The organism is Halalkalibacter alkaliphilus (assembly GCF_023555415.1).
Lineage (GTDB): Bacteria > Bacillota > Bacilli > Bacillales > Bacillaceae_D > Halalkalibacter > Halalkalibacter alkaliphilus.
This window is the reverse complement of sequence record NZ_JAKRYL010000029.1, coordinates 41,308-54,283: the sequence shown is the minus strand read 5'-3', so window position 1 is coordinate 54,283 and position 12,976 is coordinate 41,308. Positions and strand designations below refer to the sequence as shown.

Annotated in this window: 11 protein-coding genes; 7 read left to right on the top strand and 4 right to left on the bottom strand. The window is 34.5% G+C overall.

Annotated features, from left to right (window positions below; genetic code table 11):
• Positions 1-139: 139 nt before the first annotated feature.
• The 5 genes from MF646_RS20350 to MF646_RS20330 all read left to right on the top strand — a co-directional run bounded on the left by MF646_RS20350 (position 140) and on the right by MF646_RS20330 (position 5,736).
• Positions 140-718 carry a hypothetical protein gene (locus tag MF646_RS20350; RefSeq protein ID WP_250098337.1) on the top strand — a complete coding sequence of 193 codons (579 nt, stop codon included), beginning with the start codon at positions 140-142 and terminating at the stop codon, positions 716-718.
• Between the two features lie 130 nt (positions 719-848).
• Positions 849-1,535 (top strand): DUF421 domain-containing protein, encoded by a 687-nt coding sequence (locus tag MF646_RS20345; RefSeq protein ID WP_250098336.1) that lies wholly within the window; start codon positions 849-851, stop codon positions 1,533-1,535.
• Positions 1,536-1,844: 309 nt separating this feature from the next.
• Positions 1,845-3,677, top strand: a complete 1,833-nt coding sequence (locus MF646_RS20340; RefSeq protein WP_250098335.1) for an assimilatory sulfite reductase (NADPH) flavoprotein subunit — start codon at positions 1,845-1,847, stop codon at positions 3,675-3,677.
• A gap of 28 nt (positions 3,678-3,705) precedes the next feature.
• A complete protein-coding gene (gene cysI, locus MF646_RS20335; protein ID WP_250098334.1) occupies positions 3,706-5,427 on the top strand; it encodes an assimilatory sulfite reductase (NADPH) hemoprotein subunit in 1,722 nt (573 codons plus the stop codon).
• Between the two features lie 117 nt (positions 5,428-5,544).
• Complete coding sequence (locus MF646_RS20330; RefSeq protein ID WP_338035520.1) at positions 5,545-5,736, top strand: cysteine-rich CWC family protein; 192 nt, start codon at positions 5,545-5,547, stop codon at positions 5,734-5,736.
• A gap of 69 nt (positions 5,737-5,805) precedes the next feature.
• Here the strand turns inward: MF646_RS20330 and MF646_RS20325 are convergent, their stop codons facing one another.
• Positions 5,806-6,564 (bottom strand): DUF3891 family protein, encoded by a 759-nt coding sequence (locus MF646_RS20325; protein ID WP_250098332.1) that lies wholly within the window; start codon positions 6,562-6,564, stop codon positions 5,806-5,808.
• A 281-nt stretch (positions 6,565-6,845) separates the two neighbouring features.
• Here MF646_RS20325 and MF646_RS20320 point away from each other — a divergent pair, with 281 nt between their 5' ends.
• Together MF646_RS20320 and MF646_RS20315 are read left to right on the top strand one after the other, a co-directional pair.
• On the top strand, positions 6,846-7,967 hold the full coding sequence (locus tag MF646_RS20320) for a 2-aminoethylphosphonate aminotransferase (protein WP_250098331.1): 1,122 nt from the start codon (positions 6,846-6,848) through the stop codon (positions 7,965-7,967).
• A 100-nt stretch (positions 7,968-8,067) separates the two neighbouring features.
• Positions 8,068-8,814, top strand: coding sequence for a YheC/YheD family protein (locus MF646_RS20315; protein ID WP_250098330.1), 747 nt, complete (start codon positions 8,068-8,070; stop codon positions 8,812-8,814).
• A 314-nt stretch (positions 8,815-9,128) separates the two neighbouring features.
• On the opposite strand, the gene MF646_RS20310 is transcribed toward MF646_RS20315, so the two are convergent.
• The 3 genes from MF646_RS20310 to MF646_RS20300 form a co-directional block, all read right to left on the bottom strand.
• Entirely contained in the window at positions 9,129-10,319 is a 1,191-nt protein-coding gene (locus MF646_RS20310; protein WP_250098329.1) for a KamA family radical SAM protein, read from the bottom strand.
• Between the two features lie 85 nt (positions 10,320-10,404).
• The gene (locus tag MF646_RS20305) at positions 10,405-11,529 is read right to left on the bottom strand and encodes a YheC/YheD family endospore coat-associated protein (RefSeq protein ID WP_250098328.1); all 1,125 of its coding nucleotides are present in this window, start codon (positions 11,527-11,529) and stop codon (positions 10,405-10,407) included.
• A 196-nt stretch (positions 11,530-11,725) separates the two neighbouring features.
• Positions 11,726-12,841: a YheC/YheD family endospore coat-associated protein gene (locus MF646_RS20300; protein WP_250098327.1), complete on the bottom strand. Its 1,116-nt coding sequence runs from the start codon at positions 12,839-12,841 to the stop codon at positions 11,726-11,728.
• Between the last annotated feature and the right edge of the window lie 135 nt (positions 12,842-12,976).

The window sequence follows — 12,976 nt, the reverse complement described above, 5'->3', positions numbered from 1 at the left end:
GCGTTTGTACTACTAATGTTAGTATGTTTTGCGTTTTTGAAAAGTTGTTCATTCATCCTATTTCTTATCATAAGTATTAATAAGATTTCCTTTCCCTTAACAGAGGTTTTATAAAAACGATGTCATGGGAGGTGCAAATATGAAAGTCAAAAAATATTTGAATTTCATCTATGAGAGCGAAAATTACTTACAGAGTCAATTTAAGATTTCTAAAAAACATGCACATCATGGATTAGAAGGAGTATGTGAAACCATTCGATGGTTAAATTCTTCTATCTTCAAAGAAGCCGTAGCTGATCTAACCTGCTATATTACCGATGAGCCAATTAATTTTCCCGGAGAATTAGCCATTGATGATGTAGGATCCTTTGAACCCGTTATTTATATTAACATTATGTCAGTAACGGAGTGTTTTCAAAATAAGGAATATATTATTGATTTGAAGAAAAATCGTACAACCTGTTTTGAATATGCTGCATTTGTGCTTTTACACGAAGTAGGTCACTATATCCATGCTCTTATTGGTGGGAATGGAAAAAGTAAGAAAGAGCGGTTATTTGATTACTTTGATCGAGGAGAGTATCATTATGAGCGATTTATCGATAACATGATAGACGGGAATACGTATAAAGAGAAAAAAAGGTATCGAAACATTCCTCATGAAAAAGCAGCAGACAATTTCGCCAGGCAATATGTAGAGTATATCTGTGATCAATAAATAATTAATTAATGACGTCACACCCTGCGACAAAGGAGTGGCGTTTATTTTATTTTAAACGAGGATGGAATAAACAACTCTCTTTTGGGAGATTTTTTAGTTAGACTAATTAAAATTAAGGAGAGATTCTATGTACATTACCGAAATGATCATTCGCACAACTATTGCTTTTATTATTTTGTATATATTGTGCAGGATTCTAAATAAAAAGTTAATTTCCCAAATGACATTCTTTGACTTTGTCGCAGGAATTACCATCGGTTCGATTGTTGCGAGTGGAATCATTATGAAGGATGTTCCTATTTTAATAAGTATGGCAGGATTAATTGTTTTTTGCTTATATACCTTTATTTCAAATGTCATAGCGATCAAAAGCCTTAGGGGCAGAAAATTATTGGAGGATGAGCCAACTTATTTGATAAAAGATGGAAAAGTGCTAGAGGAAGGATTAAAAAAATCGATGCTTACTATGGATAGTCTATTAACAAATTTACGTAAAAAGAATGTTTTCCATATAGATGAAGTGGATACCGCATTATTAGAAACGGATGGGACTGTGTCTGTATTGAAAAAACCAGCCTTTTTACCCGCGATGCAAAAAGATGTGTTTAATGTTCAGCCTTCAAGAGGGGTGGGACAAGCTTTTATTATCGATGGGAAAATATTAAAGAAAAGCTTAGAGCTATTAGAGAAAGATATTAAATGGGTAAGAACAATTTTGCATGCGAATGATATTGCAAAAATTGAAGATGTTTTCTTTGCTCAAATAGACAAACAAGGAGTCGTCTATATAGATAAAAAAAGTGATTTAATTTGATTGCTTTTATAGATCATAATACTATGAAATTTCAATATTGAGAACAACCGACTTGTTTGATTGCTCGTTTCAATACTATTTTCTATTAAAGATAACAGATCATAATTAGGGGGAACTACATTAACAATTAATTATTTAATTTTCTACAATAAGTTTTTTAAATGATTGAGATAACAAAATCCAATTTGACTTATAGGAATTATACAGATACGATAAAACTAATCATTTTATACAGTGAAATTTGTTGAATTGAGTCATTCATTCTAAAATGATCTATAATTTTAAGATATATTTGTGAGGTGGGTATTGTTGCAACTTCAGGTAATGAATAGTCCGTTTAATCAGGAGCAGGCAGATCTCCTTAACCGTCTTCTGCCAACATTAACAGAATCTCAAAAAGTATGGTTGACAGGATATCTTGCAGCCAGTCAATCAGTTGCTGCTACTACAGGGGTAGAACAGCAGTTGGTTGCGCCAACAGCAGCACCATCAGCAGCGCCCGTTGTAGAGCAAACCATTTCTAAGGAAGTAACCATTCTTTATGGATCGCAAACTGGAAACGCTCAAGGGCTGGCAGAAAGTGCAGGGAAAACACTTGAAGGACGTGGGTTTGATGTTACTGTCGCATCGATGAATGATTTCAAACCGAACAATTTAAAGAAGCTACATAATTTGCTTATCGTCGTTAGTACTCACGGAGAAGGGGATCCTCCAGATAATGCATTGTCATTTCATGAGTTCCTACACGGCAGAAGGGCCCCTAAGTTAGAGAACCTTCGCTATTCGGTGTTATCACTTGGTGACAGTTCTTATGAATTTTTCTGTCAAACAGGGAAAGAATTCGACCAAAAGTTAGAGGAGCTTGGTGGTACGCGCCTTAATGAACGTGTTGATTGTGATCTTGATTTTGATGAGCCTGCAGCTGAATGGTTAGAAGGTGTAATCGCAGGTTTAAGTCAAGCACAAGCTGGAGGGACTGAAGTGGTTTCACCAACAGCTGTAGCTCAGGAAACAGATACGGTCTATTCAAGAACCAATCCATTCCGAGCAGAAGTCCTTGAAAATATTAACTTGAATGGACGAGGATCGAATAAAGAGACACGTCACCTTGAATTATCGTTAGAAGGATCTGGATTAACATTTGAACCTGGTGATAGTCTTGGTGTTTACCCTGAAAATGATCCAACTCTTGTAGACAGCCTTATTAAAGAATTAAATCTAAACCCTACTGAAGAGGTACAGATTAATAAACAAGGCGAAAGTCGCTCACTAAAAGAGGCTCTTACTACAAATTTCGAGATTACCGTTTTAACGAAAGCTCTTCTTGAAAAAGCATCTGCATTTCTCAAGAATAATGATTTAAAAGAACTTTTAGCAAATGATGAGAAAGTGAAAGAATATATTGATGGTCGCGATATGCTTGATTTGGTTTCCGATTTTGGACCATGGGATGGATCAGCTCAAGATTTTATTTCAATTTTAAGAAAGCTACCATCTCGTCTTTATTCAATTGCTAGTAGTTTATCAGCAAATGAAGAAGAAGTGCATTTAACGATTGGTGCTGTTCGATATGAGGCACATGGAAGAGAAAGAAATGGTGTATGTTCAATCTTGTGTGCAGATCGACTTCAGCCTGGTGATACAATTCCTGTTTACATTCAACATAACCAAAACTTTAAGTTGCCAGAAAATCCTGATACCCCAATCATTATGGTTGGACCTGGCACAGGTATCGCCCCATTCCGTTCGTTTATACAAGAACGAGAAGAAAAAGGTGCAGAAGGGAAGTCTTGGCTCTTTTTTGGTGACCAGCATTTTGTCACAGATTTCTTGTATCAAACTGAATGGCAAAATTGGTTAAAGGATGGAGTATTAACGAGAATGGATGTTGCCTTCTCACGTGATACAGATGAAAAAGTGTATGTACAAAATCGCATGTTAGAAAATAGCAAGGAATTATTTGAATGGCTTCAAGAAGGTGCTGCTTTCTATATTTGTGGTGATGAGAAAAAAATGGCGCACGATGTTCATAACACGTTAATTGAAATTATTGAAAAAGAAGGCGGCATGAGTCGTGAGGATGCAGAAAAGTATCTTTCTGACATGCAGCAACAAAAACGTTATCAGCGTGATGTATACTGATTTAGGTATTGGAAGGAGTTTATGATAGATGGTGAATAAATTAATATTAAAAGCGCCGGACGGTCCTCCAAGTGATGTCGAACGCATCAAAGAGGAAAGCAACTATTTACGTGGTACTCTTGCAGAAACGATGTTAGATCGAATCAGTGCGGGAATTTCAGATGATGACAATCGACTAATGAAATTCCATGGAAGCTATTTGCAAGATGACCGTGATCTTCGAAATGAAAGACAAAAACAAAAGCTAGAACCTGCATATCAATTTATGTTACGCGTTCGTACTCCAGGCGGGGTTTCAACACCGGAGCAATGGTTAGTTATGGATGAGCTTGCTCAAAAATACGGCAATGGAACGTTAAAACTAACAACACGTCAAGCATTTCAAATGCACGGAATTTTAAAATGGAATATGAAGAACACAATTCAAGAAATCCATGCATCTATGCTAGATACGATTGCCGCTTGTGGCGACGTCAACCGAAACGTTATGTGTAATCCAAACCCTGATCAATCTGAGGTTCATGAGGAAGTTTTCAAATGGTCCAAACAATTAAGTGACGATTTACTACCTCGTACAAGAGCGTATCATGAACTTTGGCTTGATGAAGAAAAAGTTGCTGGCACACCAGATGTAGATGAAGTAGAACCAATGTATGGACCGCTTTATTTACCACGTAAATTTAAAATTGGTGTAGCTGTTCCACCATCTAATGATGTTGATATCTTCTCACAGGATCTTGGTTACATTGCTATTGTAGAAGATAATAAATTAGTTGGTTTTAACGTGACCATTGGTGGCGGTATGGGAATGTCACATGGTGATAAGGAAACGTATCCACAGCTAGCTAAAGTCATCGGTTTCTGTAAACCTGAACAAGTATATGATGTAGCTGAAAAAATCATTATGATCCAGCGTGACTATGGTAACCGTTCTGAACGGAAAAATGCTCGTTTTAAATATACGGTTGATCGACTTGGCCTTGATACAGTGAAAGAAGAATTAGAAAATCGTCTCGGATGGAAGCTAGAAGAAGCAAAGCCATATCACTTTGACCATAATGGTGATCGTTACGGTTGGGTGAAAGGGTCTAAAGGTAAGTGGCACTTTACGTTGTTCGTTCAAGGTGGGCGAATCACAGATCTTGACGATTATAAATTAATGACCGGTTTACGAGAAATTGCCAAAATTCATAAAGGTGATTTCCGCCTAACTGCAAATCAAAACCTAGTCATTGCCAATGTATCAAGCCAAAAGAAGAAGAAGATTAGCGAAATAATTGAAGAATACGGATTAACAGACGGAAAGCATTATTCTGCTATTCGCCGTAGCTCACTAGCCTGTGTTTCGCTTCCAACATGTGGGTTAGCGATGGCAGAAGCAGAGCGTTATTTGCCGGAATTAATTGATAAGGTTGATGCAATTATTGATGAAAGCGGCCTGAACGATAAAGAAATTACGATACGTATGACAGGCTGTCCAAACAGCTGTGCTCGTCCAACTTTGGCCGAAATCGGCTTCATTGGGAAGGCACCAGGTAAATATAATATGTATTTAGGGGCAGCGTTTGACGGTAGTCGCCTAAGTAAAATGTATCGTGAAAACATTGGAGAAGAAGAAATTTTAAACGAATTAAAAGTACTTCTTCCTCGTTATGCAAAAGAACGTGAGGAAGGCGAACATTTTGGTGACTTTGTGGTCCGTGCAGGGATTATCAAAGCTACTACAGATGGAACGAACTTTCATAATTAAGAGTTTTAGTTGAGACAGGATCTTATTCCTGTCTCTTTTTCTGTACATTATATTCAAAATTCAACATATAATCTTTATCAAATCACAGAAGGTATTTAAAAACGGCTTGAAAGGTCGGTGTGTGTGGTGAATGATGAATTTACTTGTTCCAAGAAGTGTCCGATCTGTAAGAATAATAATCATTGTGGCTATCACTCTTGTTGGTGTACGAAAGAATGGTTTCCACATGAGATTTTTGAATTAGTTCCTAAAGAACTTAAGAATAAGTCGTGTATATGTAAAGCATGCCTAGATTCATTTAACAAATGATCAACAACTGAGATTTTAATCAAAAAATAATCCCTTGAACATACATAAATCAGGGGATTATTTTATATGTTATTTCTCACTATTCATGATCCTTACTGCATATTCCTGATAAACCGCCTCTTCATAAGCTTTTGCTAGACCTACTTTAATAATATCCTGTTTCATAATTTCTTTATATTTGATCTTAATTTCGAACTCATCTTTAAAAGGGAATGGGGTTATAGAGAGTTGTTTAGTATTTAGCCAACATGCAGTGATTTTATTACCATTTGTACATGGGAGTAGGTCTGAATTATTAAATCGGTAACTTTTCTGTTGTCCAGGTTTATTCATACATAAATAAAGTGACAGGTGATCACAAAATTGAAGCAAATTAAAATGAGAAGCTAGTAAATCTTCGTGGCATCCAGGGTTGATTTTGAGTTGATTTTTTAAATTTTCTTGTCTTTCTTCTTCATGAGATAAAAACCACTGGTATTCATCGTCATTGGCAGTTAATAAAGCACAAAAATGGAGACTACAAAGCAAGGCCGCGTATGAATTTTCTCGTTCCACTTCATCAATTCCATGTTTATAGTGTACTAATTTAGGTACAAGAGGAAAGTCGATAAACGAATACGGCTTCTTATATAAATCATTCCAAAACGGTGTATGATCTAAGGCAATCCATCCTCGATCATGCTGATACACACTGTATATAACGTCTTCTCTCTTATTTTCACCCTGAAAAATGTCCTCATTCCAATTTTCGACTAGTTGACCAGAAATAACTGCATGGTCATGCTGCTTTACCAAAACAAAGCTATTTACTTTTTCACGAACGATCAACAGTGTTCCCCCTCACCCTGCGATTTTCTTACTACTTCTACATTAATATGTTTATCCCTTTTTTATAAAAAATGTGAATACTTCCAGTTTGATCAACTGATTTGTTTTAGACAATTAGAGAATTTATCATTTTTTAGTTACATATCTATTCAAATTATTCATGCTTACATATAGTAATATAGTTCTGCAATATAATCCCAACTTATTTAATCCATTATGACATTTACCAACGCATTCAAACGATTAATCTTCTAATTTTTAATATTGAGGTGACAAATATTATGAACCATGTAAAGCGTAATATATTGCTCAATCCGGGTCCTGCAACTACAACTGATAGTGTCAAATGGGCACAAGTAGTTCCTGATATTTGTCCACGTGAAGCTGAATTTGGTAATGTAATGAAATTTATTAGTAAGGAACTTACCAACATTGTAACTAATAAACATCAGTATTCGACGATTCTATTTGGTGGATCTGGAACGGCTGCAGTCGAATCCATTTTAAGTTCGGTTATAGATTCAGGCGATACAGTCTTGATTATCGACAATGGTGCATATGGTAAGCGAATGTGTGAAATTGCAAAGGTTTACGGTTTAAATTCTCTCGAATACCAAAGCCCTTCAGATGACGGAATAGACTTAGATGCGCTAGAGACAGTTATCCGTGAATCTAGTCAAAAAGTAACCCACCTTGCTGTCGTACATCATGAGACAACGACTGGGTTGCTAAATGATATAGAAACAATAGGATCTATCTGTAAAAGGTATAACATTGAAATGATTGTGGATGCAATGAGTTCATTTGCTGCAATCCCCATTGATATGGATAAAATGAATATTCATTTTTTGGCGGCTAGTTCAAATAAGAATATTCAAGGGATGGCTGGGGTTTCTTTCGTCATTGCGAATAACCTTTCATTAGAATCAATTAAAGATATCCCTCCAAAGAATTATTATTTAAATCTTTATGATCAATATCAGTATTTTACGAAGACTAGTCAATTGCGATTCACACCCCCTGTACAGACACTTTACGCACTACAGCAGGCTATTATTGAATTAAATCAAGAGGGCATCGAAGAAAGATATAAAAGGTATTCAGAATCCTGGAATACATTAATAAATGGAATTTCTAAATTAGGTCTTCGTTTTATGATTCCTAAAAAATACCATTCGAGGTTAATAACAGCAATCTACGAACCGGATTGTAGTCAATATGATTTTACAGAAATGCACGATTATTTTTATCAGCAAAATTTCACGATTTATCCAGGCAAGCTAAATAAGTTCAATACATTTAGAATTGCTAATATTGGAGAAATTTGCCATAAGGATATAAAAGAGTTTTTGAGGCTATTAGAAAATTATCTTAAGAATATAGGATATTTAGAAGAGAGCTAACTCGTTTAAAAAACTGCAAAAAGTAATTTTCACTAGTAATATTTGTTTAATTTACTTGAATCGTCACCTATATCAGAATCAATAGCGAAAGGTGGTTATCATGGCTGATTTAATAGGGAAAAATAAGTATGTAAGATATTTGTTATTAAAAGAGTCTGAGAGACTTATACCGCATTTACCTGAAACAATAAGATTTTCTGAAAAAGGCTTATGGAATATGCTCAGTAAATATAAAAACGTAATACTAAAACCAGTTGTAGGACAGCGAGGTAAGGGAATTATTAAAGTTTCATCAAAAGACTCCGAAGCGTATGAAATTCATTCGGAATTAGAAAAAACATTGATTACGGGAAAAAATGAAACCTATGAATATTTATTAACAAAGATAGGGGATCAACCGTATATGATTCAATATCGAATCGCTCTTGCTGAAATCAATGCATGTCCTATTGATTTACGAGTCATGGTTCAACGAAAAACAACAGAGGATCCATGGAAAGTTACTGGAAAAGCAGTCAAAGTGGCTGGGAGTGGCTATATCGTGACGAATAATGAAAGAAGTAATGGAACTATTTTGTCTGTAGAAGAAGCAATGCAAAAGTTATCTATCAATAAAAGGACAAAAAGAAGAATTATAAAAAAGATTAACCAAGTTACGATCCATGCAGCTGAAGTATTAACTCAGTCTATGCCGGACCACAGGGTTTTTGGTTTTGATATTGGAATAGATAACTCGAATCACATTTGGATTATCGAGGCGAATCGCTCTCCTATGGTTGCCCACTTCAAAAAGCTAAAAGATCAAACACAATATGAACGGATTATGAGGTATAAGAAAGGGGAGTAATCCATAGAACTTTCCAATTCACCAATAATCGGTTTTTTAAGCAAAGTTCGTATATAAAAAGATGAAAAAAGTCAGGAAATGATATTTAAAATCAGGGAACTAATGGCAGCAAATAAAATCGCTCAAATATTCATTTACTTTTCCACAGAAGAGGGTAACAAATTATGCGTGTACTGCACTCCAGTAAAACGAGCTTTTTGGTTCGTTTTTTTTTTCGGTTAAATAGCCATTTGTAAAAAGCTATCAATAATAAATTACTTTGAATTATAGATAAAAACATCTAGTGAAGGGAACTACACTAGATGTTAAAAAGTTTAATTATTTTTATCCGTAATTCTTTTGCTTTTTTGTTTTGTTGTAGGCATATCTGGCATTTCATTAACAGAAATGACGTTTGAGACTTTCTTGTTTGGTTTTTTCCAGTACTGATCATTATTAGGTAAATCATCGAACCAGCTGGCATCGTCTGGACAATCTAAGACCATGAATTTCCCATATTCATTATCTCTTGATTGATGATATTTCAAATACGCTTTTCCATCTTCAATTGCTAATATTTCAATTTTACCAGAAGTATGACTCATGGAAAGTCTAACACGTTTGCCTAATCCTGAAGTTCTTGCCTTAGCTTCTTCTACAATATCATATGCTTCTTTTAGAGTTAGAACAAAGGAACGGTTCCCAGCCACTGGACGATTAATAAAAAAGTAGTAAGGAGTTACTCCTGCCCACGATAATTTATCTAATAATTCTCCTAATACAACCGGGTCATCATTAATGCCTTTTAAGACAGGGGTTTGATTTACGATAATTGCTCCTGCGTCGTGTAATGCTTTAAAACATTTTCGTGCTTCTTCAGTTATTTCTCTAGGGTGGTTTATGTGAGCCATAATATAGATTCGTCGTTCTTCAGTGGAGTATTCTTTAATTAACTCAAGTAGGCTTTCATCTTCGTATATTCTCATTGGATTAAAAACAGGAATTTTTGACCCCAATCTAATGATTTTTACGTGATCTATAGCTCTTAGCTGTTCGATAATTAATCTAAGCTTTTTCGTAGCTAAGACTAATGGATCACCACCTGTAAGCAATACATTATTAATTTCGGGGGTTTTGGAAATATATTCAATTCCTTCACTTACATCTGACATCGCTTCTTTTACATCTGATCTAAATAAACGCTTTCTAAAACAATATCTGCAATAGGCACCACAAACTTCTGAGCAAATTAATAAGGCTGTTGTTTTATATTTATGCTGACAACCTTTAACAACATAGTTTGTGTCCTCATCTGAAGCATCCCAACGCCCGTATTCCTCTAGCTCATTTTCTGATGGGATAACTAATTTTTTTATTGGATCATTAGGATCCGACCAGTCGATAAGATTTAAATAATAGTCATTTATTCTAAATACATACTTATCAGTTACTTTTTTTAAGGCAATCTTTTCTTCTTCTGTTAAATTGCCTATTTTTTCAATATTAGCAATGTACTTTGGTTTCATATCACAATTTTACCCCTCTCCATAATTAGTAGTTGTATGGTGATTACAACTAATAGATAAAAAGATATGCTATAAATAGAACAGTTTAATTCCCTTTGTAATACATAAACTTCGCATACTCCAGTAGGTTTAAAAAAGATCGTGTAATGGTTTTCTCATCGTATGCTTTTATAAATGATTTTTTAGCGGAGAATGCATTACACTCTATAAACCATAATTCTCCTTTTTTATCTAAACCAATATCAATTCCAATTTCGCCGAATGGACCATATTCTTCTTCAATAGAAGTATATAATTGTATCAATACGTCCTCAATTTTGTTATGCAACAGATTAACATCTTCTTCTGAATAGGAAAGGATGACTTTAAAAAAATCGTTAAATGTAAAACTGTTACCATGAGTAGAAATAGGGGAGAACTTTTGACCAATTCGAACCGGAATAGCTGTCACTTCTATTTCTCCTTTTCCATTTCGCTGTACTTCAGCTCGTAAGTCAACAATTTGGTTATCTATCTTTACTAGATCAATTGCATCTTGAACAATAATATTTGATTCTCCAAAAAATTCTTTTAGAATGTCTATGATTTTAGTCTTATTATTAACTTGAATGATTGTGAGTTTACCAATAAAAAAAGAACATTCATAGCCATTTTGTTTTTTTTCAATACTTACAACTTTTCTGCCACGGGATCCTCTTGTAGCTTTAATATATAGTTTCGTTCCTTTTTTTAAGAGTGTTTCAATATCTTTTGTTGTTATATTATGAGCTTTCTCAAAAAAACGAGTAGAAGGTAAAAATGGCTGCAATTTTTTTTTCTTAACAAGGGATCGATAAACATCCCACTTATTAAATCCAGAAAGTGTATTAATTAACTGAACTCCGTTTGCCTGAAACGTATTGATTGCCTTTGTTACGTTTAACGAGCCCCTATAACCACGGTTATACACCACATCTGGAAAAGGAAAGCTTTTTTGTTTCCAAATTTTATCTTGATAATCAAAATATATTCCAGAAATGGTTTTGATAACGTAATTTATATCTCGTGGCGAAAAAAAATAAAGGGTTATTCTTGCAACCTTGTTCGCTCTTGCCATGTGAGTATATTTTATATGAAGTTCTTGCCGCATTAATTTGCTTACAATACTCCGCGAAGTTAGTACGCCTACAATGGGTTTTATATAGGATGTATCTTGACCTACCCTATTCATGCTACGCCACCCTCTTTAGCTTATGACATTAACTGGCAATTGTGAAAGTATTGGTAATTTAGTTTTATGTGATTTAAATTGACATAGGTATTTTCTGTAACAAGTGAAGTATTTTTTGTTAAAGAGAAATTTGTTATTAATGAAATTAATATAAAATATAAAGAACCTAAATAAGCAGGTTCTTTATAACAATACTTTAATTATTACGAACTGATTTCATAAGAAATTTAGCATACTCAATTGGGTTTAAGAATGCTTTAAAGTACGTTTCTTTGTCATATGCTTTATATAAGGAAACTTTTGCAGATTTTGCATTTGGTTCAATGAACCAAATATCGCCATTTGTATCTAGACCGAAATCAATTCCAATTTCTCCAAATGGACCGTATGCTTCTTCGAGCGCATGATACATGTCGTATAAAAATGTTTCGAATTGATCTTTAATTAAATATATTTCTTCTTGTGGATAATATAATACTGTTTCCAAAAATTGTTCGAGAGTATAAGCAGAAGAATGAGTAGTAATAGGAGAGTTCTTCACTCCTGTCCGAGCTGTTATCCCGGTAATTCCTAATTTGCCTTCTCCATTCCTTTGTAACTCAGCACGAAAGTCAATGTTGCTATTATCGACTTTTAATAAGTTGATTCCTTTTTGCATAATGAAAGGTCTGTCTTTAAAAAATTTTTGGATAAATGTGAACAACTCATTGAAATTTAAAGCTTTCCCTGTAAATAAACGATCATCCCTGAAATATTTATATTGATATCCATTGGATTCAACACTCTCTATACATAAAACACTTCGTCCTCTTCCGCCACGTGCAGCTTTTAAATAAACCTTTGAATGACGATCTAAGAAGGTAATTAGTTCTTTCTCATTTTTAAACCATTTCGTTTCTGGCAAATATTTATTCGATTTTTCATTTTTAAGAAGGTTCGTGTAAACTTCCCCCTTATTAAAATAGGAAATGGAATTAATTTTCTTTATTCCTTTTCGGTCAAACTCACGTCTTATTTGCTCTGATAAGCTTTTTGTATCTCTCGTAGCAAGACGATCATATAATACATCGGGCAATGGAAATAACTTCTTTTCCCAAACTCCTTGTTCGTCCATGATCATTCCTTTTACAGCTTTTGAGAAGTAAACGTTTTTTGCAGAAAAGAAATAAAGGGTCACATTAGCCACTTTAGCAGCTTTTGATAGTTGAACAAGGCGGTCATATCCTCTCATGGAATGGTCGCCTTTCATTAATTTATTGATAACTCGATTTGTTACAAGAACTCCGATTATTATTGAATCAGAAGTTGCCATTTCTTTATTTCACTCCCTTCTCAACAATACTTATGTTCATTTCCTTAAAACGGAAACGGCATATATAAGGGTTGTGGGAAATAATTAATAATTTAGTTTGAATTGCGCCATTGTACCTTTCAAATTGATCGCTCC